Here is a 22,357-nt window from a genome sequence, read left to right as displayed (position 1 = left end):
ACGGGAACGCAGCCGTGCGGGATGCGGAGCGGGGTACCTGTCGGCGCACGTCTCTGGTGCGCGGATGGTGCGGGGAGTGCGCGGTGACTCCGCGACTCCGCTCGGCAGTGCCGACCCGCTGACGGCGGGACGGCCCGGGGTACCGCTGCTGGTACCCGACCGCTCACGGGTTCTCGTGGCGGGCGACGCCGGACCCTCGGGGACCGGCGGTTCTTTGGAAGCTAGCAGAGAATCGAGTCCGCCGGGCCCACTTGAGGACACCTGACGTTCACTCAAAACGGTCAAACCATTCACATGTGACGATCGATCACACCTGTGCCGCCTGGGGCGTTCACGTACCGTTTGCCCGAGGTAAACCCTGTGTTACTTCTCTTGCTCCGGCTGTCAGTTTTGATCTCGGTCCTGCCGCACCATGGCAGTCATGGTGACCCAAGGGGGGGACGCTCCGGACGGTAGAAGCAACGTCCGGATAGGCGCGCTGATCATGATGGCGCGGTCGTTGATGACCACGATGGAGGGCACGCTGGAACAGCTCCAGAGCGAGCTGGCACGGTCCGGACAGGAAACGGGACAGGAGTCCGGTCGGGAGGCGAAACCGGCTGACCCGCAGGTGGACGCACTGCGTGAGGAGAACGACCAGCTCCGTGAGGCGATCGAGGCACGGGGGGTGATCGAGCAGGCCAAGGGCATCGTCATGGCGGAGCTCCGGTGCGATCCCGATGCGGCGTTCCGAATGCTGGTGGACCGTTCCCGGAACGAGCGGCGCAAGGTCAGGGACATCGCCCGGGAGGTCGTCTCGGCCGCGCTCGTGCGCGAGGCGGGCAACCCGGTGGCCCGCATCTACCCCGAGCGTGGCGAGGTCGCGCAGTGACACCGAGCAGCCCCTCGGTTGTTCAGCGCACGGGCAGGGCCTTGGTGCCCTCCTCGCGGACGGCCTGGAGCTTGTTCGGGTTCAGGCCGAGCAGGTCCAGGATGGTCGGGGCGATCTGGGTGGTGTGGACGGTGGCGTTGTCGACGACCTGGTCGGGTGCGCCGGCGCCGGAGACGACCAGCGGGACGTCGAGGTCGTCGGCGTGGGCGCCGCCGTGCTCGGCGACCTTCTTGGTGCCGCCGGTGTAGACGACGCCGTACTGGGCGACGCCGTAGATGTCCGGGACCCGGGCGTCGCCCGGCTTGACGCCGAAGTAGCGGGCGGCGGCGGCACCGGCGTAGACCTTGGTCAGGCCGCCGTGGGTGAAGGGCTTGGGGTTCTTGTCGATGTCGGTGCCGGTGCCGCTCTGGGCCAGCAGGTAGCTCTTGGCGAAGGCGGTGGCGGCCGGGGAGCGGTCCGAGAGCCAGATCAGCATGGCGTCCGTCGTCCACGGCGTGGACGACCAGGGCGGGCGCGGCCGGGTGGAGCTTCTTCCAGGCGGCGTCGAGCCCGTCCAGCAGCGGGCCGTCGTCGACCCGGGTCAGCGCGGCGGGATCGGTGGGGGACTGGCCGTGCTTGGCGGACAGGATGATCGTGGTGCTGCCCTGCAGGTGCTGCTTGCGGATCTCGGCGGTGAGTGCGCCGATCTCGGCGTTGACGTAGTCCAGGTTGTTCTGCAGCAGCGGTCCGGGGACGTCCTTGGCGGTGTAGCCGCCGGCCAGGCCGTCCGAGCTGGGGAGCTTCTCGGCGGTGGAGACCGACTGCAGGTTGAGGCCGAAGATGGCCGGGGTGCCGACCTTGTGGCTGCGGGAGTGGTCGTAGCCGTCGATCTCGTTGAGGACCGCCTGCACCTTGTAGCTGTCGTACTGCTGGGTGGCCTTGTTGTCGGTGGTCCAGTCGTTGCCGGCCGGGTAGCCGAGGGCGTCGGAGTTGATCTCGGGGGTGAACAGGTCCTGGATGCCGGTGCCGGAGGGCCCGTCGAGGATCTCGTAGGCCGCGTGCTTGTCGGACCACGCGGTGCGGAGCCCGGCCTGGCGGGCCACCTCGAAGATGGTGTTCACCTGGAGGTAGGAGTGCGGGTAGACCGGCTTGCAGGTGGTGGGGTCCACCGGCAGCGCGGCCGGGTTGATCAGCGTGGTGGGGTTGCCGGTCATGGACAGGATGCCGCCGGGGAGGTTCTTCAGGCCCTGGCCGGCGTCGATGGAGGTCTTGTCGAGGTCCAGGTCCTCGGTCAGATCCACCTCGACCCCCGGCTTGACGCCCTTGCAGTGGGTGGTGCCGGCCGGGAGCAGCGCGGCGTTGTAGGTGTCGTCGTAGTAGATACCGGTGGTGCCGGGGCCGCCGCCGGTGGCCTGGGCGACCATGCCGGGGAAGCTGTCGGAGGGGGTGGTGGTTTTGGCGTGGGTGTAGTCCACCCCGCCGTGCACCAGGGTGGCGAGCGCTGAGGCGGGGTGCTTGGCCAGGTACCAGGCCAGGTCGGACTGGTGCAGGCCGTCCACGGAGATCAGCAGGACGTGCTTTGGCGGCGGCCGGGTGCCGGGTGGCGGCGCCGGCCGGGGTCAGCGCCGCTGCGGCGAGCAGCCCGGTGCTGCCGAGGACGGCGGCCAGGCGGAGGTGACGACGATTCACAGGAACTCCTCGAAACTCTGGCAGGGGCTCGAACGCGATCGGCCCTGCGGTTCGGCGTGATCCTGACCCGCCCGCCGCAGCAACGGCAGGGGTGCGCAGCACAAGTTCACGGACCGTTCGCGCCCCGGCCCCCGGCGCGACACCGGCGCGCTGACAAGTTGCGCCTGTTACCCCCGTGTTAGGTCAGCTGCGCGAGGCTGGAGCGGTCACTGCTCTCGGCGAGGGCCGCCGACGATCGCCCCCCGGGCGGAAAGGCCGTCAGGTCTTCGACACCGCCGTCCGGCGGATCAGGCCGGTGCGCTTGGTGGTCGCGAGCAGCGGGGTGATCTCGACGGCGGTGATCCGGGGCAGCGAGCCGATCGTGGTGGTGAGGAAGGCGTAGAGGGCGTCGAGGTCGGTCGCGGCCAGGGCGAGCAGCAGGTTGGCGGGGCCGGTCGTGGCCGCGGTGAAGCGGACCTGGGGGTGCGTGCTGAGGGCCTGGGCGGTCTCCTCCAGCGCACCGGGCTGCACGGTGATCCACAGCAGGGCTTCGGCGTGGATGCCGAGCAGGGCGAGGTCCACCTCGGTGGCCAGGCGCACGACCTGGCGCGGACGAGCGCGTCCAGGCGCCGGCGGGCGGTGAGCGGGGTGGTGCCGGCGCGGTGGGCGAGGTCGGCGTAGCTGGCGCGGCCGTCCTCGGTCAGGGCTGCGATCAGCGCGGCATCGATGGCGAGCGGGCTGGGCGGGGCGATCAGCGGGTATGGGTGAGACGGGCTGATTCCTCGGGGGAGAGCAGGCCCGCGGTCCAGCGGAACGCGTTGGTGAAGACCCGTAGCAGGGTGTGGGGAGGTCCAGGAGTTCACGGCCTCGGTGGGCGGGCAGGTCGCGCAGCAGAAGCGTGTTGCGGGACTCGGGTCCGTCGAGGAAGAAGACGGCGGTGATCTCGTCGCCCCGCCGAGGATGTCGACCCAGTTGGTGTCGCTGCGGTGAGCGAGGGCGTTGGCCACGTACTGGATCTTGCTGGGGCGGCAGCGGATGCGCAGCGACATGGGGATGACGCCGGGGGCGTGGGCGGGGTTGCGGACCGCCGTGCTGCGCAGGACGCCGTCGGCGAACAGGGGGTGACGCGGCGGATGACGGTGCGCTCCGACAGTTCCAGGCAGTGGGCGACCTCGCGCCAGGAGGCACGCGGCGCCGCGAGCAGGACGGCCACGATCCGGCGGTCCGTGGCGTCCAGTTCATGTCGCATGATCTGCATAGTAGGGCGTCCAGCTGTCAGTGTTCCTGTATTTGACACCCTGAACAGGTGCGGATCTGCTGGCAGCCCGTATCACTGTCCCATGGCCCCGGCAGCGGAAACACCGAGGAAAGGGAAGCACCATGGATGACTCGACAGCAGGGATTCAGGTCGCCACGACGGGCGGCCCGGTGCGAGGCGTGCACCAGGACGGGCTGGCCGTTTTCAAGGGCGTGCCCTACGCCGCCGCCCCGGTCGGCGACCTCCGCTGGCGTCCTGCCCAGCCGCACCCGGGATGGGACGGCGTCCTGGACGCCGCGGCCTACGGCCCCAGCGCCCCGCAGTCCTACGGAGGCCCCGCGGTCTCGGCCCTCGGCGGCCATGGTGCGCCGCCCTTCGACGAGGACTGTCTGACCCTGAACGTCTGGACGCCGGCTGCCGACAGTGCCTCGCGGCCGGTGCTGATCTGGATCCACGGCGGCGGATTCGTCTCGGGCTCCGGCTCCCTGCCCATCTACGCCGGCGACACCTTCGCGCGCGACGGCGACCTGGTCGTGGTGACGATCAACTACCGCCTCGCGGCGCTGGGTTACCTGCACTTCGGATCCGAGCACGGCGGCTCGGACAGCGAACCCGGCAACGTCTGGCTCACCGACCAGATCGCGGCCCTGCGATGGGTCCGCGACAACATCGCCGCCTTCGGCGGAGACCCCGGCAACATCACCGTCGCCGGACAGTCCGGCGGCGCCTTCTCGACGGCCGCACTCGCCGCCCACCCGCAGTCCAACACCCTCTTCCACCGCGCCATCCTGCAGAGCCCGCCGCTCGGCCTGCCCATCCCCGCTCTTGCCGAATCCGGCCGGATCGCCGCCGCCTACCTGGACGCCGTCGGCGCGAAGGACCTCGACGAACTGCGCCGGGTCCCGTGGACCCGCCTGATCGAGGCGAGCACCGAGGTGTTCATCCCCTCCATGGCCTGGGGCCACTGGACCGTGCCCCACACCCCGGTGCGCGACGACGTGACCCTGACCCGCGACGCGGTGGAACTGGTCCTGGACGACGCCGCACTCGACATCGACATCCTGATCGGGTGGACCAGGGAGGAAGCCAACCTGGTCTTCGCCCTCAGCCCGTTGCACGCCGACGCGACCCGGGAACAGGTCCTGGCCCGCGCGGCCGATTCCTTCGGCGACCGGGCCGCCGAGGTCTACGCCGCCCACGAGGCCAGGCGCCCGGGCGCCACCCCCCTGGAAGTCCTTGAGGACCTGGTCTCCCACGAACTGTTCGCCGGACCCGCCATCGAGGTGGCCCGGGCCCGGGCCACCCGCGGCCGGCCGGTGTGGGCGTACCGCTTCGACTACGCCACCCCCGCCTACGAGGGCCGCCTGGCCGCCCCGCACTGCCTGGAACTGCCGTTTGTGTTCGACAACTTCGACAACTGGTCGCACGCGCCCCTGGTCGACGGCATCGAGCCCGCCGACCAGCAGGCGCTGAGCACCGCGATGCACCGGGCCTGGATCTCCTTCATCCGCACCGGCGACCCCAACCACGCCCAGCTGCCGACGTGGGAGCGCTACACCGAGGACCGGCCCACCACGATGCGGTTCGACACCGTCAGCACCACCACCGAGGACCCGCGGGCGCTCAGCTAGAGTGCAGCTATAGAGTGCAGCTATGACGACGGAGCCGACGGTGGAGCCCGCACCTGCCCCGGCCCCGGCGGCGGCGGCGAGCGGGCGTGACAGCAGGATCGGACCGTTGATCCTCTCCGCCTTCGGCCTGTACGCGCGCAGCGAGGACAACTGGCTGTCCGTCGCCTCCCTGGTCAGGCTCATGGCCGACCTCGGCCTTGAGGACCGGGCCGTGCGCTCGTCGATCTCCCGGCTGAAGCGGCGCGGCGTGCTGCGCCCCGAGCGCCACGGGAAGGCGGCCGGCTACACCCTCGAGGGTGCGACCCTCGAAGTGCTGGCCGAGGGCGACACGCGCATCTTCGAGGGCGCCCGGGCGAGTGTCGCCGACGGCTGGCTGCTGGTCGTCTTCTCGGTGCCGGAATCCGAGCGGGAGAAGCGCCACGAGCTGCGCACGAGCCTGACCCGGCTGGGCTTCGGCACCGCGGCGCCCGGGGTGTGGATCGCCCCGGGCAACTTGGCGGCGGAGACCCGACGCACCCTGGAACGTCGCGGTCTGTCGGCCTACGTGGACATATTCGGCGGCGACCACCTCGCCTTCGGGGAGTTGCGGTCCAAGGTGCGTGCATGGTGGGACCTGGACGAGCTCACCGGGATGTACGCGGACTTCCTCCAGCAGTACCGCCCCATCCTCGACCGGGTGTCCGCCGATGGGACGACGCCGCTGGCGGCGTTCCGGACGTACCTCCCGATGCTGACCCAGTGGCGGAGGCTGCCCTATCGCGACCCCGGGCTGCCGCTGCAACTGCTGCCCCCGGGCTGGAGCGGCGAGACCGCCGGTGTGCTCTTCGGCGACCTCAACCGCGCGCTGAGCGGCCCGGCCCGCGAGCACGCCGCAACGGTGATCCACGCCGACACCTGACCTGGTCGAGACGCAGTGCGTGCGTTTACGCGATGCGGTTCTGCAACTGGCCGATCCCCTCGATCCGGGTCACCATCCTCGAACCGCGGGTGAGGAACCTCGGGGGCTTGCGGGCCTGGCCGACGCCGCCGGGGGTCCCGGTGGCGATGAGATCCCCGGGGTTGAGCCGCACCACCGTGGAGACGTACTCGACCAGCGCGACCGGGTCGAACAGCAGGTCCGCGGTCGAGCTGTCCTGCATCACCTCACCGTCCAGCTCCAGTCGGATGCCGAGGGCGGGGCGGACGCCTCCGGGCAGGTCGTCCGGGGTGACCAGGTAGGGGCCGACCGGGGTGCTGGAGTCCCAGGCCTTGCCCTGGAGCCACTGCTGGGTGCGGTTCTGCCAGTCCCGGGCGGTGACGTCGTTGAGCACGGTGAAGCCGGCGATCGCCGCCTCGGCCTGCGCGCCGCGCGCCCGCCTGACGGTGTGTCCGATGACCAGGGCCAGCTCTGCCTCCCAGTCGAACGCCTCGCTCTCCTCGGGCTTGACGATCTCGTCGTCGGCGCCGACGAGGCTGTCCGCGAACTTCGCGAAGAGGGTCGGGTGCTCCGGCAGCTCACGGCCCATCTCCAGGATGTGGCTGCGGTAGTTGAGCCCGACGCACACGATCTTCGACGGACGGGGCACCAGCGGCGCGAACGCGGCGCCGGCCACCGGGTAGGCCGGCGTCCCGGTGTCCGCCCGGGCGGCCTCGGCGTGGGCGCGCCAGTCGGGTCGGGCGAGGAAGCCGCCCAGATCGGCGTCACCGAGATCGACGAGGAGGTCCCCGTCGAGTCGGACCGCCCGGGTGGCCGGGCCGGCGGCGGAGGGGACGCGGAGGGTGGCGAGCTTCATGCACAGCTCCTTCGGTTCTGTGTCAGGTGTCTCGGTGTCAGGTGTCTCGGTGTCGAGCGTCTCGGTGTCGGGCGTCAGGATTGCGCGAGGGGCTGGTCGTCGCTCGGCGTCCGCAGCCGGTGCTCGGGGATCACGGCCACGCCGACGATCTCGATCAGCGCCTCGGGCTGCCACAGGGCGGTGCAGCCGATGCCTGCCATGGCCGGGTAGACCGGGCCGGCCAGTTCCCGCCAGACCCGGCCGATCTCCCGGCCGTGCGCCTGGTAGTCGGGGATGTCGGTGAGGTAGATCGTGATGCTGACCAGGTCCTGCGGCTCTCCGCCGGCCTCGCGCAGGGTGGCGAGCACGTTGCCGAAGGCCTGCCGGAACTGCTCCACGATGCCGCCGGGCACGATCCGCATCCCGGCGTCGAGGGCGGTCTGCCCGCCCAGGTAGAGGGTGTGGCCGGCCAGCGTCCCGTGGGAGTAGCCGCTGGGGGTCGGCAGGCTGGGCGGATTGACGGCGAAGGGCGGCATGGGGGCCTCCGTCTGGTCGAGCGGACGCGGATTCGTCCGGCGTTGTATATTGACTTTATATGACGACAGTGAAAAATACGAGGTACAACAAGTTCTCAACCGGACGGAGACGACCCCCATGGAGCCTGACCTCAGCAGGTACCGCCTGGAGGGCGACAACTCGATCTATCGACAGCCGGGCGGCCTGGTCGTTCCGGTGGTCACCCGGGCCGGAGCGGAGTTGGGCGACACCGCCGACTCCGGTGGCGCGGTGCGGGTGTCCGGGGTGAGCATCCAGCACACCCCGGCCACCCGGCTGTGGTTCGGCAAGGTGAGCAACGAGCCCGGCTACCGCTCCACCTCGCACCACCACGGCGAGGCGGAGACCGGCGGCTATGTGTTTCTCCGGCCGCGCGCGCATCTACTTCGGCGACAAGTTCGAGGACTACCTCGACATGGAGGAGGGCGACTGGGTCTTTGTGCCGCCGTTCATGCCGCATGTCGAGTGCAACCTCTCCCGCACCAAGCCGCTGGTGTGGATGACCACCCGCACCCCCGAGAACATCGTGGTCAACCTCCCCGACGTCGACGACGCCGAACTGCGCGACTGGCTGAACCGATGACCGCCCCGACGCCGCCGGCCGCCACGACGCAGACCTCGGCCGCCACGACGCCGACCTCGGAGATCGTCACGGCGGCGCTCACGCTCGCCCCTGCGCAGCCCGAGCACCTCGATCTCGCCTTCACCGCGGTCACCCAGCCCTGCCCGTGGCCCAAGGCCTACGGCGGCGACCTGGTCGCCCAGGCCGCCGCGGCCGCGATGCGCTCGGTGACCGACGGCAAGACCCTGCACTCCATGCACAGCTACTTCCTGCGCCCGGCCGACATCGGCGCCGAGGTCCGCTACGAGGTGGAGGTCCTGCGCGACGGCCGTGGCTACAGCACCCGGCAGGTGCGCGGCTACCAGAACGGCAAGCCGATCTACGTCTGCCTGGCCAACTTCGCCGCCGGCGAGGCCGGCCCGGTCCACGCCGCCGAGCTCGCCGGGACCGTGCCGGATCCGGAGGAGCTCCCGGACTCCGCGCAGTACCTCGCCGGGCGCACCGGCGGCACGATGACCGCGGAGTCCCAGGCGTACTGGTCCGGCGGGCGCGGTTTCGACATGCGGCACGTGCCGGGGCCGGTCTACCTCGCGGTGGAGGGCGGACGGGCGCCGCACCAGGCGGTCTGGGTCCGGCCGTTCGACCCGCTGCGCCCGGTGGAAGGGCTCGGCGACGCCCAGCGCGACCTGGCCGCGCTCGCCTATGTCTGCGACTACACGATCCTGGAGCCGGTGCTGCGCGTCCTCGGCCTGGCCTGGGCCGACGAGGGACTGGTCACCGCCAGCCTGGACCACGCCATGTGGTTCCACCGGCCCCCGCAGGTCGAGGACTGGCTGCTCTACGTCCAGGACGCCGCGTCCGCCGAGGCCGGTCGCGGTCTGGGCACCGGCCGCTTCTACACCCGCGACGGGCTGCACGTGGCCACCGTCGTCCAGGAGGGCATGATCCGCCCCGGCAGACCCACGGAAGGACCGGCACGCTGATGTCCCTTTCCCGCTCGGCCCACCTGGACCCGTTCACCCGCGACCACCTGCCGCCCGCGCGGGAGTGGCCGACCATCGAGTTCACCACCCCCGAACTGCACTACCCGGACCGGCTCAACGCCGGCACCGAGCTGATCGACGTCCCCACCGAGGCCTTCGGCGCCGACCGCCCCGCCCTGCGCACCCCGGACGGCGAGATCTGGAGCTACGGGCGACTGCGGCTCCGCGCCAACCAGGTGGCCCAGGTGCTCACCGAGGACCTCGGCCTGGTGCCCGGCCAGCGGGTGCTGCTGCGCTCGCCGAACAACCCGTGGACGGTCGCCGCCTGGCTCGGCGTGCTCAAGGCGGGCGGCGTGGTGGTCACCACCATGGCGGCGCTGCGGACCCGGGAACTGGCGCCGATCGCCGAGCTGACCCGGCCCTCGGTCGCGCTGGTGGACCACCGGTTCGCCCAGGACGTGCACGCGGTAAGGGACTTGACGCTGCCCGAGCTGCGCGTCGTGGAGTTCGGCGGCGCCGGGCCCGACGACCTGGTCGCGCGCGCGGCCGCGAAATCGGGCGAGTTCACCGATGTGGCGACCGCCGCCGATGACGTGGCGCTGCTCGGTCCGACCTCCGGCAGCACCGGGGTCCCCAAGATCACCATGCACTTCCACCGCGATCTGCTGTCGATCGACAACACCTTCGGCCGGCACACCCTGCGCCTGCGGCCGGACGACCTGGTCGCCTGCTCCGCCCCGCTGGCCTTCACCTTCGGCCTCGGCATGCTCGTGGTCCTGCCGCTCCGGGCCGGCGCCGGCGCCCTGCTCACCGAGGCCTCGACCCCCGAGCAGCTCGCCCAGTACGTGGCCGAGCTCGGCGTGACCGTGCTGGCCACGGCGCCGACCGCGTACCGGGCCATAGTCCGGGCCGGCCGCGAGCGGTCGCTGGCCGGACTGCGCATCGCGGTGTCGGCGGGCGAGCACATCACCGAGGACACCTGGCACCGGCTGCGGGACGAACTCGGCCTGCCGGTCATCGACGGCATCGGCGCCACCGAACTGCTGCACATCTTCATCTCGGCGGCGGGGGACCAGATCCGGCCGGGCGCCACCGGCAAGCCGCTGCCCGGCTACCGCGCGGTCATCCTCGGCCCGGACGACCGCGAACTCGGCCCCGGCGAACCCGGGCGGCTCGGCGTGATCGGCCCGGTCGGCTGCCGCTACCTGGACGACCCGCGGCAGAAGGACTATGTGGTCAACGGCTGGAACGTCACCGGCGACATCTTCCACCGGGACGAGGACGGCTACTTCCACTACCACGCCCGGGGCGACGACATGATCGTCTCCTCCGGCTACAACATCGGCGGGCCCGAGGTCGAAGCAGCCGTCGAGAGCCATCCCGACGTGCTCGAATGCGCCGTGGTGCCCCGCGCCGACCCCGAGCGCGGCTCGGTGGTGTGCGCCTTCGTGGTGCTGCGCCCGGGCATCGAGCCCGGTGCAGCCAAGGCCAAGGAGATCCAGGACCACGTCAAGCAGGTCCTCGCGCCCTACAAGTACCCCCGCGACGTGCGGTTCCGGGACAGCCTGCCGCGCAACGCCAGCGGGAAGCTGCAACGCTTCGCGCTCCGCAAGATCGTCGAGGACGAGCAGTCCGCCGCCCGTCCCGCCGAGCACTGAGAGGAAGCACCGTGAAGATCGCGATCGTCGGCGGCGGGCCCGCAGGCCTGTACCTCGCCGCGCTGATGAAGCAGCTCGACCCGGCCCATGAGATCACGCTCTGGGAACGCAACGCCCCCGACGACACCTTCGGTTTCGGCGTGGTCTTCTCCGACGAGACCCTCGGCGGCATCGAGAACGCCGACGCCGAGTTCGCCGAGGCGATGGCCCGGCGCTTCGCCCGCTGGACGGACATCGACATCCACTACCGGGGCGAGCGCCACACCGTGGGCGGTCAGGGCTTCGCCGCCATGGGCCGCAAGGACCTGCTGCATCTGCTGCAGCAGCGCTGCCGCGCGCTCGGGGTCGACCTGCGCTTCTCCACACCCGCGCCCGCGGTCGCGGAACTGCGCGCCGCCCATGACCTGGTGGTGGCCGCCGACGGCGTCAACTCGCAGACCCGGGCCGGGTATCCGGACGCGTTCCGGCCGAGTGTGGACCGCCGCCGCAACAAGTACATGTGGCTCGGCACGGACCGGGTGTTCGAGGCCTTCCAGTTCTTCATCAAGCAGACGCCGTGGGGAACCATGCAGGTCCACGGCTACCCCTACTCCGAGCAGGGCTCGACCTTCATCGTCGAGATGCACGAGGACGTCTGGCACGCCGCGGGATTCGACGCCACGGCCGACACCGCGTTCCGGCCCGGCGCCTCCGACGAGCACGCGGTCTCCCGGCTGCGCGAGCTGTTCGCCGAGGAACTGGCCGGGCACCAGGTGTACGCCAACAACTCGAAGTGGCTCAACTTCAGCACCGTGCACAACGAGCGCTGGCACGACGGGAACCTCGTCCTGCTCGGCGACGCGGCGCACACCGCGCACTTCTCGATCGGCTCGGGCACCAAGCTCGCCATGGAGGACGCCCTCGCCCTCGCCGCCTGCCTGCACGAACACCCCGACACCGACGCCGCGCTCAGCGCCTATGAGACCGAGCGGCGTCCGGTGGTCGAGTCCACCCAGCGTGCGGCCCAGGCCTCGCTGGAGTGGTTCGAGAACATCGGCATGTACACCGACCAGGAGCCGACCCAGTTCTGCTTCAATCTGCTCACCCGCTCGCGCCGGATCACCTACGCGAACCTGCGCACCCGCGACCATGAGTTCGCCGACCGGGTGGACGCCGCGTTCGCCGCCGCCCAGGGCCTGGAGACCGTGGCGCCGGCGATGTTCCAGCCGTTCCGGATCGGGGCGCTGGAGCTGAAGAACCGGGTCATCGTCTCGCCCATGGACATGTACAGCGCCACCGAAGGACTGCCCGGCGACTTCCACCTGGTCCACCTCGGCTCCAAGGCCATGGGCGGGGCCGGTCTGGTGATGACGGAGATGGTGTGCGTCTCGCCGCAGGCGCGGATCACCCCCGGCTGCACCGGGCTGTGGACCGACGCCCAGCGCGAGGCCTGGACCAGGGTGGTCTCCTTCGTCCACGACCGCAGCAGCGCGCGGATCGGGCTCCAGCTGGGCCACTCCGGACGCAAGGGCTCCACCCGGCTGATGTGGGAGGGCATGGACGAACCGCTGCCGCAGGACAACTGGCCGCTGGTCGCCCCCTCGCCGCTGCCCTACGGGCCGGGGATGCAGACCCCGCGCGAAGCCACCCGGGCGGACCTGGACCAGATCCTCGCCGACTTCGTCGCCGCGGCCCGCCGGGGCGCGCAGGCCGGCTTCGACCTGCTCGAACTGCACTGCGCGCACGGCTACCTGCTCTCCTCCTTCCTCTCGCCGGTCGCCAACCACCGCACCGACGAGTACGGCGGCCCGCTGGAGAACCGGCTGCGCTTCCCGCTGGAGGTCTTCGACGCGGTGCGCGCGGCCTGGCCGGCCGACCGGCCGGTGATCGTGCGCATCTCCGCGACCGACTGGGTGCCGGACGGCACCACCGAACAGGACGCGGTGGAGATCGCCCGCGCCTTCATCGCCCACGGCGCGGACGCGATCGACGTCTCCAGCGGCCAGGTCGCCAAGCAGGAGCGCCCCGCGTACGGCCGCTCCTACCAGACGCCGTTCGCCGACCGGATCCGGCACGAGGTCGCCGCCGGCACCGGCACCGCCGTGATCGCGGTCGGCGCGATCGCGTCCTACGACGACGTCAACTCGATCCTGCTGGCCGGACGTGCCGACCTGTGCGCGCTGGGCCGCACCCACCTCTACGACCCGCAGTGGACCCTGCACGCGGCGGCCGAGCAGGAGTACCAGGGCGCCGCCGCGACCTGGCCGCTGCCGTACCGGGCCGGGCGGCGCAAACCGCCGACCGCGCGCACCGACGCGGTGCGTCCCCGACTCGCCCTGCTGCGCGACGACAGCCGGGACCCGCAGCAGACCCTCCACCTGCGCTGGACGCCGTCCCCCGCACCGGCCCATGTCGTCTGAGTCGGCCGGGATCGCCCGGGCCGCGTACCGCGGCCGCGTCGAGTGGATGGACACCGACGCGGCCGGACACCACCACAACTCCTCCATCGTGCGCTTCGTCGAGGCGGCGGAGGCGCAGCTGATGCGGGACCGGGGGCTGACCGAGTACTTCGGGGTCTCTCCCCGGGTGCGCTACGAAGCCGACTTCAGCTCCACCCTCCGGTTCGGCCAGGAGGTCACGTCGACCGTGGTGCTGGAGCGGGTCGGGACCTCGTCGCTGACCTTCCGCTTCGAGGTCTGGGGCGAGCAGACCGGTGATCAGCCGCGTCGCCTCGCGGCCCGCGGCCGCTACGTCACCGCCCATGTCCCCCGCGGCACCGGCCGCAGCGCCCCCTGGCCCGACCAGTGGCGTGCGGCGCTCACCGCGCCGACCGGCGCCGCGGGGGAGCGCAGCGGCTGACCCTATACATGACTGACTCAGTCAGGTAATTTGGAGGTGTGGATGACAGAGGCGTGAATCTGATCGCCGCACTGGCGGTGGCCCTGCAGGACGAGGTGCTCGCGGGTGCGGCGGACGCCGGAGCGCTCAATGCGACGACGGCCGCGGCGCTGGCCACACTCCACGGCTGCCCGGGTGAGGGCATCGACGCGCTGTCCGGCGTGGTGGGGCTGACCGGTTCGGGGACGGTGCGGCTCGTGGCGGGGCTGGTCGAGCAGGGGCTGGTCGAGAAGCGTCCGGGGCTCACCGACCGGCGGGCGGTGGCCCTGCATCTGACCGCCACGGGCGAGCAGATGGCACGCAAGGTGCTGGCAGCCCGACGGGCCAGGGCCGGCGTGGCCCTGCAGGCGCTGACCTCCGCGGAGCAGCGGCAGTTGACCGGCCTGGCCGAACGCATGCTGTCCGCGCTGGTTGCCAGCCGTGCGCAGGCGGACCGCGTCTGCCGGTTGTGCGACTACAGCGCCTGCCCGCAGGAGGTCTGCCCGGTCGAGACGGCTGTGGAATGAGCGCCCCGGACGGTCGCAGCCGTGGCCGTGGCCTCGTGCCGCTGGTGGCGGCCATGGCCTGCTGGGGTGGTGAGAACGCGGCGGCCAAGTACGCGCTGGCGGGGCTGCCCGCGATGACCGTCCTGGTCGTCACCCTCGCCACCGGCACCGCGGTCATATGGGGCGTCCTGCTGCTGAAGGGCCATCAGCGTCCGGTCGGAATGCGGCGGTTGGGCCGGTTGGCCCTGCTGGGGCTGCTGGAGCCGACGTTGACCTATGCCGCTGTCGATCTGGGCTTGACGCACACCCAGGCCTCCCAGGCGTCCCTGCTGGCCGGCACCGAGTCCTGCTTCGTCATCGCCCTGGGCGCCGTCGTCACGCGCCGGCGCCCTGCGCGCAGGGTGGTCGCGGGGGTTGCGCTGGCCTTTGCCGGCGTCGCCGCGCTCGGTGGCTCCCAGCCCGGGCTGGGTCTGAACGCGGGGAACCTGCTGGTGCTCGCCGGGTCCCTCGCCGCGGCGCTCTATGTCACCCTCGCCGGCCGTGTCGTCGTGGAGGTGCCGCCGCTTCCGATGACCGCCTATCAGTTCGCGTTCGGCCTCCTGTTCAGCCTGCCGCTCGTCGCCTGGCAGTGGGCGGCCGGCGGCCGAATCAGCACGGGGGCGGCCGGGGCAGGGCACTGGGTGGCGGCGGTCGGCTGCGGCGTCGGGTTCGCGGTCGCCTTCCTGCTGTACAACTACGCCATCACCCGAGTCTCGCTGGGCACGGCCGGGATCGTCCTCAACCTCATCCCGCTGTTCGGCCTGCTGGCGGCGGTGCTGGCCCTCGGGGAGGCGGTCACCAGGTGGCAACTGCTCGGAGCGGCGCTCATCCTGGGCGGGCTCGCCCTGTTCTCCGACCCCGACGGCCGGACGGCCGCGCCGGAGCCGTCCCCTCGCTGGTGGCGCGGTCGAGGCCGGACAGTGCGGTCGTCCGCCGGCTCAGGCGTCGGCGGGGCGCCGGAACGCGTCGGTGTTGCGGGCGCACCAGTCGGCGAAGGTGCGTGGCCTGCGTCCGAGCAGCCGCTCCACGGTGTCGGTCTGGAAGCCGGCGGTGTCGGCGCGCATGAGCGTGAACGCCTCGGTGATGGCGGCGGCGAGCGCCGGGGGCGCTCCGTCGGGGAAGCGTGACTGCAGGGCCTGAGCCGGTGTGACCGCCTGGCGGACCTCGATGTCGCGGCCGATCGCGGCGGCGATGATCCGGACCTGCTCGGAGACGGTCAGCGACTGATCGCCGGTCAGGACGTATTCCCTGCCCTGGTGGCCGTCCTCGGTGAGGGCGAGGGCCGCCACCGCGGCGATGTCGGCGGGGTCGATCGGCGCGTGGCGGCCGGGGCCGGTCGGGTCGAGGACGTATCCCTGCTCGCGGATGGTGGGCGCCCATTCCAGGGCGTTGGTCATGAAGCCGCCTGGCCGCAGGATCGTGGCGGGTATGCCGCAGCCGCGGACGATCTCCTCGCGCTCGTGGTGCCAGCGGCCCATCGCGGGCATCGGGTCGCCGATGACATTGATGGAGGACAGATGCACCAGGTGGCGCACCCCGGCGGCCCGGGCGGCGGCGACGGCGTGGGCGGTGTGGGCGGTGCCGATGCCCGGGGTGAGCAGGAACAGAGTGTCGACGCCGGCGAACGCGCTCGTCAGTGTCGCCGGGTCGTCCAGGTCCCCGACAGCGCGCTCGGCGGGCTCGGGCAGGGCGGCGGCGCGGGCGCGGTCGCGTACGAGGAGGCGCACCTTGGCGCCCCTCGCGTCGAGTTCGCGGACGAGCTCTCGGCCGATGTTTCCGGTGGCTCCGGTGACCAGTAACATGTGGACTCCGTAGAGACGCTAGCCGACTAACGATTGATGCGGGGAACGCTAGCCGGTAACTGATTAGCCGTCAATCGACCTGCCGGCGCCCCGATCGACACCTGGATCCGCACCGTGGATCCGCACCTGGATCGACACCCTCCGGAGACCGTGATGCCCGAGTTCCTGGACCTGCACAGCAGAACAACAAAGGCGCTCCGGGCCTTGGCCGACGGGGCCATGCGGCGCCACGGCCTGCACCTCGGCCAGAACCACCTGCTCGCCGTGCTGTGGGAACAGGACGGACGCACGCCCGGGGAGGTCGCCGCCGCGGTGGGCGTCACGACTCCCACCGTCGTCAAGATGGCCACCAGGATGACCAGCGGCGGTCTGCTCACCCGTCGCCGCGACGACCGGGACAACCGGCTCGTCCGGCTCTGGCTCACGGACGCGGGGCGTGCGCTGCGGGAACCGGTCGAAGCGGAACGGCGGTTGATGGAGGATCAGGTCACCGCGGACCTCACCGAGGCCGAACGCACACACCTGTTGAGCGCGCTGGCGAAGATCCACCGGTCGGCGAGCGGTCTCCTGGGCGAACCCGGCGGCAACGTCGGATGACCACGACTCCAACGGCTGTCACGGCTGCTGGGAGGCGGTGCCCGTCGGGGCCGGGGCAGCGCTGCGGGCCACCGGGAAAACGGCCTTGATGTGGTCGGCCATCCGGGCGAAGAGATCGTTGAACTGCTGGTCGGTCCAGGGTGTGGAGCTGAGCGCGTCCAGCTTCACGGTGATCACGAGGTTGCTGTGCCGGGCCACCAGAAACAGCGTGGCCGCGCTGCTGGTGGACTCCTTCAGGGTGTACTGGAACGCCTCGGTGCCCACCCCGTCGACGGGAGTGGTCGCCCCGTCCTTGGCGGTTCCGCCGGTGGCGTCCTGTCGGACTGCGCCGAACTCGTTCTTCGCGGTGTCGACGTCCTGCCAGTACGTCAGGTCGGTCTCGACCTCTCCCTGGGGCGCCGCTGCGTCGAGTTTCCCGTTCGACTGGTGCTGGAGGGACTGCACACAGGTCGTCGTCCGCTCCTGGTCCGTTTTGGAGACCTGGTAGTCGGGGGGCTGCGTGGTGTCCGGGGTGCCGATGAGTGCGGCGAACGACTGGTAACTCAGCGGCTTGCACAGGTCGGAGGGCTCGGCGGTGGGGGAATACACGCCGGGCCCGCTCACCTCGGCCTTGGCGTCCGACGACGACTTCGAGCTGCCGCACGCGGCGCTCGTGCCGGCAAGAAGCAGGGCAGTTGCCAGGGCGGCGAAGCGGCGACCGATCATGCAGGCAGCGTAGCGGTGGCCACCGGCCGCTTGGAGCCCAATCCGAGAAGTCGAATACCACGGACGACCAACCCACCACGTCCTGGGCGCCGGTGGCGGCGGCGGGCTTCCAGGCGGGAGCCGCTCCGAAAATCATGGACGGGCCAGGGGCTACACCCGTCGGTAAAGCTCGCGTAGTAAGCCCGAAACACTGATGGTGTTCTGTGCCTTTGAGACGAATCCAGTGTCGAGGGGCGGATGTGGCGACCTTGCAGAGGCTCCCTGAACTTCCAGGAGAAATGCGGGACTTCGCGGAGCGCCTGAGCGGGGTCGCGGCTCTCGTCGACTGGGACGGCAGCTGGTTCCGGGAGTTCTGGCAGCGCGACGCCCAAGGAATGCGCGCCTGCCTGGAGGGTCGGGAGGTGCCGCCCTGGGACGTGATCGAATCCCTGCTCCAGGACTTCGCCGCGGTCAGGGGCAGGGAGAACGCCCGGCACGAAGCAGCACGGCTCCGCCCCCTGCACCGCGCCTCGGTCCGCGCCTATGACCGTGCGGAAGGCGTCAAGGCGACGCTCATCGAACGGCTGCGCCTGCTGCGGGAGGAGGAGCGGCACTCAAGCCGACGCCTGCAGGACCTGCAGAAGATCAGCGCCTCGGTCACCGGCATGGAGGATCCGCAGGCCGGCGGGAGCGATCTGGCCTGGGCTCGCGACTACTACGCGCGGATCTGCAGCCGCATCGCCGAACTACGCAGCCGTGTCGCTGCGTTGGAGCAGGCGGAGGTGGCATCCGGCCACCTCTCGCCCTGGGAACCTTGGCCGTCGTCGGCCTCACCCCAACCTCGGCCTCAACCTCAGCCGGGCCGCGCGGCACCGCCCACGGCCCAGCCCACGGCCGAGCCCACGGCCCAGCCCGCAGGGCCGCCTGCTGCTGCCGCGCCGTTGGCGTCCTGGCCGTCGGATCCGGAACCCCAGACCACCCCCGTGCCAAAGCGGAAGCGTCGGGAGCGGGGCAGCGCCCGTTTCGCCGGCGCGGGCCCTGAGGTCAAGGACAAGGTCAGGGACGAGGCAGGCTCCACCGAGGCAGCCGCGGACCAGGTCACCGGGACGGCCGTGGCCGCACCTCGCGGCGCCCGGTTCTCCGGCGCGCCGACCACGGTCTCCGTGGCGAATCTCGCGGCTCCCGGTCTGCCGGGGGCAGGCGGCGCCTCCCACGGTGCGCGTTTCGCAGGGGCTGCCGACACGCCCGCTGCCAGGGTCGCACCCGCGGTGGACGACACCGACCGTGCGGCGGTCACCAGTACCGTCGAGATGCTGCGACGGCTCCGCGCGCAGGGCCACGGCGGCCAGGCGCACGTCGTCCTCGCGGAGGCCGCGCACCAGCCGGCCGCGCGGTTCCCGTTGCTGGCGGCGCAACTGGAGCGGGCGGGCATGGCCGCGGACTGGGCCACCCTGCTGTGGGAGGCGGCTGCACTGCCGCTCGACCTGGTGCTTGCCGCGGCGGACGCCCTCAGCGCCACCGGACGCTCCGCGGACGGCGACCAACTGCTGCGGCTGGCCATGGGCAGGTCCGCCGTGGACGTGGGTGCGGCCGTGGCCGACCTGGTCGCCGAGGCACGGCACCGGGAAGCCCGCGCTGTCCTCGACATCTACCTCCGTACCCGTGCCAGCAGCGAATGCGCCCGGGTGGCGCTCGCCGACCCGGTCCGCCTGGTGCCACTCCTGCTGGAGGTCGCCCAGGGCATCTCGGCCGACCTCCATGAGAACCTGGTGCTGTCCCTGCGGGTCGCGGGTGCGCGCGCCGAGGTCTCCGCGGCGCTGTCACAGGCACGATAGAGCGACGTGGGGATCAGCCCCTCCGTAGCGGCTGGAGGAACCGATGGACTTGAAGCAGGCCCAGGAGTTCCTTGCCGTCGACGGCCTGCCCTGGACGGACGTGGCCGGAGCGCCCGGGGTCTCGGAGCGTGTGCTCAGCTCGGCGCCCAGCGGTGACAGCGCTGAGCTGACCCGCCTGGCGCGATGGGCCGCCGGGCTCGACACCTCTCCCGCCGGGGTGATCCGGCATGAGTACTGCGAGGAAGTCCTGCTCCTGGAGGGCCAGTTGGAGGACCTCACCCTCGGCGCCACCTTCACCGCCGGCCACTACGCCTGCCGGCCGCCCGGCATGCCCCACGGCCCCTACCGCACCAGCACGGGATGCGTGATGCTCGAAATCCGCTACCGCCCCCGCTGAAGCCGCCGGGCGCCCCCGCTCGGGCCCGCCCACCGCAGACGGCAACCGAGAGAAGGGCCGGGAAGCGGCCCCAGGCGCGGTGGCCGGTCCAGGAGTCCGGTGAGCTCGTCCAGGATGCCTCTGCCACGACGTCCGTAGCCATGAGACAAGAGGGGTCATATCGGGGGGTTACGGGTATAGATGCGAGAGGACACCAGGAGGTTCACCATGTCGGCAGACGCCGCGGACGCGGACGCAGACGCGAGGGAGCTGGTCTTCGCCGCCCCGGCTCCCGGCGACGTGCACGGCCACGGGGACACCGTGGTGGTGCGCCGCACCCAGGTCCGCGGCCCCGGCGGCCACCCGGTGTACTGCGACGAGACGGGGATCGTACGCGCGGAGATCAGCGACGGGGACGAGGTGCGGATGCTGGTCAGCAGTGTCCACCAGGACCCCCGACGCCCCGTGTCCTGCCGCCGCCTGCCGGTCTGACGTCCGCGCTCGTACCGGTCGCGCCTGCATACCGATGGGTATCCGATACCGAACGGTATCTGTTAGGGTCCGGGCATGCCCAGAGGAATCACCAAGAGACGCCCTGCGACGATCGCGGCGCTGCTGGACGCAGCGTGGGAACTGTTCGCCGAGCAGGGCTTCGCCGCCACCTCCATCCCCGACATCTGCGCCCGCGCCACGCTGACGAAGGGGGCGTTCTACTCGAACTTCCCCGACAAGGACGCCTTGTTCCTCGCGCTCTTCGACCGTCAGTGGCGCACCCGCGCCGATCGGGTGCGCCGCGCCCTGCCGACCGGGCCGGAACTGTCCCGAATCCTGGACGGAGACGCCGCGTTGTCGCTCGCGGCGATGGAGCCGGACCGCAGATGGGTGCTGGTGTCGATGGAGTTCACCCTGCACGCCATCCGCACTCCGCGCGTGGCCGCCCGGCTGACCGAGCACGAAGCGCTCGGGCGGGCGGAACTGACGGCCGCGCTTTCCGCCGCGCTCGACACCGCGGACCGGGTCCCGACGGTTCCGGTCGACGAACTGGTGCGCCTGCTGGTGGCGCTCGCGGAGGGCTGTGACATCCAGGCGTTGACGGAACAAGCCGCCACTGGCGCACCCCCGCCGGACCTGGCGGCCAAGGCCCTGACCGCCGTGGTGAGGCACCTGTCCACGCCGCGCGAACCGCACCCCGCCCCGGCGCCCGCCGCCGCCCCGGCACCCGCCGCGCCTGCCGCGCCCGCCGATCCCACCGAGGAAGCCCGCCCATGACCGCTCCGCTCCAGCCCCGCGAGGGCCTGGCCGGCTGCACCGGCGACGAGTTCGATCCAGCGGCGGCCCTCGACCGCCTGCTCGCCGACACCGGCCTGACGGCAGCCGACGCCGGCGGTACGGTCACCTTCGCCGGACGCGACCCCATCGTCCCCGGCCGGCACCGGCTCGGCGCCTGCATCGGCATACCCGTCATGGCCTGCGCCGTCGCGGCGATGGCCCTGCACCGACAGCGCGGCGGCCCCGTCCAGGACCTGCACCTCGATCTGCGCCAGGCTGTCCACGGCATCACGCCGCACGCCTTCTGGCACCCCACGCTCGGCGGCGAACTCCCACCCCACCCCCTGGTCGCCGACAACCCCTTCCTGCTCGACTCCTACCGGACCCGCGACGGGCGTACCGTGCTGGCCTCCGGCGTCTACCCGCACCTGGCCGCCGCCTGGTGCCGCTTCCTGGACGTGCCCCCGGACCGCGACAAGGTCGCGGCCGCCATCGCCACCTGGGGCGCGTTCGCACTCGAGGAAGCCGCGAACCGCGCCGGGCTGCCCCTGTGCGTCGCCCGCACCCCCGACGAATGGCGCGCGCACCCCCAGGGCGCGCTGCTGGCCGAGCAGCCCGTGATCGGCCTGCGGCGCATCGGCGACGCCCCACCACGGCCCCTCGCCCCCGCCGACCGCCCCCTCGACGGCGTCCGCGTGCTGTCGTTCACCCACGCCATCGCGGGCCCCACCGTCGGGCGAACCCTCGCCGAGCAGGGCGCCGACGTGCTGTGCGCGACCCGCCCCAACGACTATGAACACGACTTCATCTACGCCGAGGCCAACGTCGGCTCCCGCAGCGCCTATATCGACCTGTCCACCGGGGCCGGGCGGCAGCGGGCGCACCAACTCCTCGCCGAGGCCGACGTCGTGGTGAACAACCACCGCGGCAGCAAACTCGAGGCCCTCGGCCTGGACCCGGCCACGCTGGCCCAGCGGTACCCGGGCATCGTCTCCGTCTCCGTCTCCTGCTACGGATCCGCCGGCCCCTGGGCCGAACGCGGCGGCTTCGACATGAACGGCTCGGCAGCCTCCGGGCTGATGACAATCGAAGGCACCCCCGGTGCCCCCCGCCTCCCGGTCACCGGCATGATCAACGACTTCATCACCGGTTACATGGGAGCTGTCGGCGCCACAGCCGCCCTGGTCAAGCGGGCTACCGAGGGCGGCTCCTGGCACGTCACGGTCAACCTGACCAGAACCGCGATGTGGTACCAGGACCTCGGCCTGGTCGACCCGTCGTCGGCCGGCAGCGACGCGGAACACTCGCTTCGCGAACCAGCCGCCTATGACGCGCCCAGTCCACTGGGCGACGTCCACATGCTCGCACCACCCGTTCAGTTCTCCCGCACCCCGGCCGCCTGGCCCACCCCGATCCTGGTGCCCCGGGGGTCCAGCAAGCCCCAGTGGCTGGCGTGAGCCGGCTGTAGGGGGTGGTG

At 71.8% G+C, this 22,357-nt stretch carries 23 protein-coding genes and 2 pseudogenes; 16 read left to right on the top strand and 9 right to left on the bottom strand.

All coding sequences use genetic code 11. From position 1 onward, the window contains the following. Positions 1-421: 421 nt before the first annotated feature. Entirely contained in the window at positions 422-871 is a 450-nt protein-coding gene (locus tag ACXKR8_RS06795) for an ANTAR domain-containing response regulator (RefSeq protein WP_458271986.1), read from the top strand. Here ACXKR8_RS06795 and ACXKR8_RS06790 read toward each other — a convergent pair. From ACXKR8_RS06790 to ACXKR8_RS06775, 4 genes and pseudogenes are all read right to left on the bottom strand, one after another. Next, the gene (locus ACXKR8_RS06790; RefSeq protein ID WP_462100371.1) at positions 841-2,409 is read right to left on the bottom strand and encodes an alkaline phosphatase family protein; all 1,569 of its coding nucleotides are present in this window, start codon (positions 2,407-2,409) and stop codon (positions 841-843) included. The genes ACXKR8_RS06795 and ACXKR8_RS06790 overlap by 31 nt on opposite strands. A gap of 388 nt (positions 2,410-2,797) precedes the next feature. Next, positions 2,798-3,118, bottom strand: a complete 321-nt coding sequence (locus ACXKR8_RS06785) for an Lrp/AsnC ligand binding domain-containing protein (RefSeq protein ID WP_462100370.1) — start codon at positions 3,116-3,118, stop codon at positions 2,798-2,800. Between the two features lie 65 nt (positions 3,119-3,183). Then, positions 3,184-3,381: pseudogene (locus tag ACXKR8_RS06780) on the bottom strand (hypothetical protein); the annotation flags it as partial. After that, the gene (locus ACXKR8_RS06775) at positions 3,378-3,767 is read right to left on the bottom strand and encodes an AsnC family protein (protein ID WP_462100369.1); all 390 of its coding nucleotides are present in this window, start codon (positions 3,765-3,767) and stop codon (positions 3,378-3,380) included. The pseudogene ACXKR8_RS06780 and the gene ACXKR8_RS06775, both read right to left, overlap by 4 nt. Before the next feature lie 131 nt (positions 3,768-3,898). On the opposite strand from ACXKR8_RS06775, the gene ACXKR8_RS06770 reads away from it, so the two are divergent. Continuing rightward, positions 3,899-5,407: a carboxylesterase/lipase family protein gene (locus tag ACXKR8_RS06770; protein WP_458271983.1), complete on the top strand. Its 1,509-nt coding sequence runs from the start codon at positions 3,899-3,901 to the stop codon at positions 5,405-5,407. A gap of 22 nt (positions 5,408-5,429) precedes the next feature. Further along, the gene (locus tag ACXKR8_RS06765; RefSeq protein WP_458271982.1) at positions 5,430-6,305 is read left to right on the top strand and encodes a PaaX family transcriptional regulator; all 876 of its coding nucleotides are present in this window, start codon (positions 5,430-5,432) and stop codon (positions 6,303-6,305) included. Between the two features lie 25 nt (positions 6,306-6,330). Here the strand turns inward: ACXKR8_RS06765 and ACXKR8_RS06760 are convergent, their stop codons facing one another. The 3 genes from ACXKR8_RS06760 to ACXKR8_RS06750 form a co-directional block, all read right to left on the bottom strand. Then, on the bottom strand, positions 6,331-7,179 hold the full coding sequence (locus ACXKR8_RS06760; RefSeq protein WP_458271981.1) for a fumarylacetoacetate hydrolase family protein: 849 nt from the start codon (positions 7,177-7,179) through the stop codon (positions 6,331-6,333). 74 nt (positions 7,180-7,253) lie between these two features. Beyond that, entirely contained in the window at positions 7,254-7,694 is a 441-nt protein-coding gene (locus tag ACXKR8_RS06755) for a RidA family protein (protein WP_458271980.1), read from the bottom strand. A gap of 165 nt (positions 7,695-7,859) precedes the next feature. Next, complete coding sequence (locus ACXKR8_RS06750; protein ID WP_462100368.1) at positions 7,860-8,012, bottom strand: hypothetical protein; 153 nt, start codon at positions 8,010-8,012, stop codon at positions 7,860-7,862. 56 nt (positions 8,013-8,068) lie between these two features. On the opposite strand from ACXKR8_RS06750, the gene ACXKR8_RS06745 reads away from it, so the two are divergent. From ACXKR8_RS06745 to ACXKR8_RS06715, 7 genes and pseudogenes are all read left to right on the top strand, one after another. Next, complete coding sequence (locus ACXKR8_RS06745) at positions 8,069-8,296, top strand: hypothetical protein (RefSeq protein ID WP_462100367.1); 228 nt, start codon at positions 8,069-8,071, stop codon at positions 8,294-8,296. Further along, on the top strand, positions 8,293-9,258 hold the full coding sequence (locus ACXKR8_RS06740) for an acyl-CoA thioesterase (RefSeq protein WP_458271978.1): 966 nt from the start codon (positions 8,293-8,295) through the stop codon (positions 9,256-9,258). Before ACXKR8_RS06745 ends, ACXKR8_RS06740 begins: the two co-directional genes overlap by 4 nt. Beyond that, complete coding sequence (locus tag ACXKR8_RS06735; RefSeq protein WP_458271977.1) at positions 9,258-10,916, top strand: AMP-binding protein; 1,659 nt, start codon at positions 9,258-9,260, stop codon at positions 10,914-10,916. The genes ACXKR8_RS06740 and ACXKR8_RS06735 overlap by 1 nt, the downstream gene beginning before the upstream one ends. An 11-nt stretch (positions 10,917-10,927) precedes the next feature. Continuing rightward, a complete protein-coding gene (locus ACXKR8_RS06730; protein ID WP_458271976.1) occupies positions 10,928-13,315 on the top strand; it encodes a bifunctional salicylyl-CoA 5-hydroxylase/oxidoreductase in 2,388 nt (795 codons plus the stop codon). Then, on the top strand, positions 13,305-13,754 hold the full coding sequence (locus ACXKR8_RS06725) for an acyl-CoA thioesterase (RefSeq protein ID WP_458271975.1): 450 nt from the start codon (positions 13,305-13,307) through the stop codon (positions 13,752-13,754). The genes ACXKR8_RS06730 and ACXKR8_RS06725 overlap by 11 nt, the downstream gene beginning before the upstream one ends. Before the next feature lie 38 nt (positions 13,755-13,792). Then, positions 13,793-14,299, top strand: a complete 507-nt coding sequence (locus tag ACXKR8_RS06720) for a MarR family winged helix-turn-helix transcriptional regulator (protein WP_458271974.1) — start codon at positions 13,793-13,795, stop codon at positions 14,297-14,299. Then, a pseudogene (locus tag ACXKR8_RS06715) lies at positions 14,296-15,156 on the top strand (DMT family transporter); the annotation flags it as partial. The gene ACXKR8_RS06720 and the pseudogene ACXKR8_RS06715, both read left to right, overlap by 4 nt. Before the next feature lie 99 nt (positions 15,157-15,255). On the opposite strand, the gene ACXKR8_RS06710 reads toward ACXKR8_RS06715, so the two are convergent. Next, positions 15,256-16,119, bottom strand: a complete 864-nt coding sequence (locus ACXKR8_RS06710) for an NAD(P)H-binding protein (RefSeq protein WP_458271973.1) — start codon at positions 16,117-16,119, stop codon at positions 15,256-15,258. Between the two features lie 153 nt (positions 16,120-16,272). Between ACXKR8_RS06710 and ACXKR8_RS06705 the strand changes: the two genes are divergently transcribed. Further along, positions 16,273-16,716, top strand: coding sequence for a MarR family winged helix-turn-helix transcriptional regulator (locus ACXKR8_RS06705; RefSeq protein WP_458271972.1), 444 nt, complete (start codon positions 16,273-16,275; stop codon positions 16,714-16,716). Positions 16,717-16,734: 18 nt separating this feature from the next. Here ACXKR8_RS06705 and ACXKR8_RS06700 read toward each other — a convergent pair whose 3' ends face one another. Next, positions 16,735-17,421, bottom strand: a complete 687-nt coding sequence (locus tag ACXKR8_RS06700) for a hypothetical protein (RefSeq protein WP_458271971.1) — start codon at positions 17,419-17,421, stop codon at positions 16,735-16,737. A gap of 278 nt (positions 17,422-17,699) precedes the next feature. Between ACXKR8_RS06700 and ACXKR8_RS06695 the strand changes: the two genes are divergently transcribed. The 5 genes from ACXKR8_RS06695 to ACXKR8_RS06675 all read left to right on the top strand — a co-directional run bounded on the left by ACXKR8_RS06695 (position 17,700) and on the right by ACXKR8_RS06675 (position 22,337). Further along, on the top strand, positions 17,700-19,235 hold the full coding sequence (locus tag ACXKR8_RS06695; RefSeq protein WP_458271970.1) for a hypothetical protein: 1,536 nt from the start codon (positions 17,700-17,702) through the stop codon (positions 19,233-19,235). A gap of 43 nt (positions 19,236-19,278) precedes the next feature. Beyond that, positions 19,279-19,632, top strand: a complete 354-nt coding sequence (locus ACXKR8_RS06690; RefSeq protein WP_458271969.1) for a cupin domain-containing protein — start codon at positions 19,279-19,281, stop codon at positions 19,630-19,632. 207 nt (positions 19,633-19,839) lie between these two features. Further along, positions 19,840-20,103: a DUF6296 family protein gene (locus ACXKR8_RS06685; protein WP_458271968.1), complete on the top strand. Its 264-nt coding sequence runs from the start codon at positions 19,840-19,842 to the stop codon at positions 20,101-20,103. A 75-nt stretch (positions 20,104-20,178) separates the two neighbouring features. Further along, positions 20,179-20,880, top strand: coding sequence for a TetR/AcrR family transcriptional regulator (locus ACXKR8_RS06680; protein ID WP_458271967.1), 702 nt, complete (start codon positions 20,179-20,181; stop codon positions 20,878-20,880). After that, positions 20,877-22,337 (top strand): CoA transferase, encoded by a 1,461-nt coding sequence (locus ACXKR8_RS06675; protein ID WP_458271966.1) that lies wholly within the window; start codon positions 20,877-20,879, stop codon positions 22,335-22,337. Before ACXKR8_RS06680 ends, ACXKR8_RS06675 begins: the two co-directional genes overlap by 4 nt. Positions 22,338-22,357 lie beyond the last annotated feature (20 nt).

The organism is Streptacidiphilus sp. PAMC 29251, assembly GCF_054208735.2.
The sequence above is the reverse complement of the archived record's forward strand: the minus strand, read 5'-3'. Positions and strand labels throughout refer to the sequence as shown.

What these genes read in the sequence shown, in the direction of transcription:
- ACXKR8_RS06795 (WP_458271986.1), top strand. Translation starts at nt 422, where the DNA reads ATGGTGACCCAAGGGGGGGACGCTCCGGACGGTAGAAGCAACGTCCGG.
- ACXKR8_RS06775 (WP_462100369.1), bottom strand. Translation starts at nt 3,767, where the DNA reads ATGCGACATGAACTGGACGCCACGGACCGCCGGATCGTGGCCGTCCTG.
- ACXKR8_RS06770 (WP_458271983.1), top strand. Translation starts at nt 3,899, where the DNA reads ATGGATGACTCGACAGCAGGGATTCAGGTCGCCACGACGGGCGGCCCG.
- ACXKR8_RS06765 (WP_458271982.1), top strand. Translation starts at nt 5,430, where the DNA reads ATGACGACGGAGCCGACGGTGGAGCCCGCACCTGCCCCGGCCCCGGCG.
- ACXKR8_RS06760 (WP_458271981.1), bottom strand. Translation starts at nt 7,179, where the DNA reads ATGAAGCTCGCCACCCTCCGCGTCCCCTCCGCCGCCGGCCCGGCCACC.
- ACXKR8_RS06755 (WP_458271980.1), bottom strand. Translation starts at nt 7,694, where the DNA reads ATGCCGCCCTTCGCCGTCAATCCGCCCAGCCTGCCGACCCCCAGCGGC.
- ACXKR8_RS06745 (WP_462100367.1), top strand. Translation starts at nt 8,069, where the DNA reads ATGTGTTTCTCCGGCCGCGCGCGCATCTACTTCGGCGACAAGTTCGAG.
- ACXKR8_RS06740 (WP_458271978.1), top strand. Translation starts at nt 8,293, where the DNA reads ATGACCGCCCCGACGCCGCCGGCCGCCACGACGCAGACCTCGGCCGCC.
- ACXKR8_RS06735 (WP_458271977.1), top strand. Translation starts at nt 9,258, where the DNA reads ATGTCCCTTTCCCGCTCGGCCCACCTGGACCCGTTCACCCGCGACCAC.
- ACXKR8_RS06725 (WP_458271975.1), top strand. Translation starts at nt 13,305, where the DNA reads ATGTCGTCTGAGTCGGCCGGGATCGCCCGGGCCGCGTACCGCGGCCGC.
- ACXKR8_RS06710 (WP_458271973.1), bottom strand. Translation starts at nt 16,119, where the DNA reads ATGTTACTGGTCACCGGAGCCACCGGAAACATCGGCCGAGAGCTCGTC.
- ACXKR8_RS06705 (WP_458271972.1), top strand. Translation starts at nt 16,273, where the DNA reads ATGCCCGAGTTCCTGGACCTGCACAGCAGAACAACAAAGGCGCTCCGG.
- ACXKR8_RS06700 (WP_458271971.1), bottom strand. Translation starts at nt 17,421, where the DNA reads ATGATCGGTCGCCGCTTCGCCGCCCTGGCAACTGCCCTGCTTCTTGCC.
- ACXKR8_RS06695 (WP_458271970.1), top strand. Translation starts at nt 17,700, where the DNA reads ATGCGGGACTTCGCGGAGCGCCTGAGCGGGGTCGCGGCTCTCGTCGAC.
- ACXKR8_RS06690 (WP_458271969.1), top strand. Translation starts at nt 19,279, where the DNA reads ATGGACTTGAAGCAGGCCCAGGAGTTCCTTGCCGTCGACGGCCTGCCC.
- ACXKR8_RS06685 (WP_458271968.1), top strand. Translation starts at nt 19,840, where the DNA reads ATGTCGGCAGACGCCGCGGACGCGGACGCAGACGCGAGGGAGCTGGTC.
- ACXKR8_RS06680 (WP_458271967.1), top strand. Translation starts at nt 20,179, where the DNA reads ATGCCCAGAGGAATCACCAAGAGACGCCCTGCGACGATCGCGGCGCTG.
- ACXKR8_RS06675 (WP_458271966.1), top strand. Translation starts at nt 20,877, where the DNA reads ATGACCGCTCCGCTCCAGCCCCGCGAGGGCCTGGCCGGCTGCACCGGC.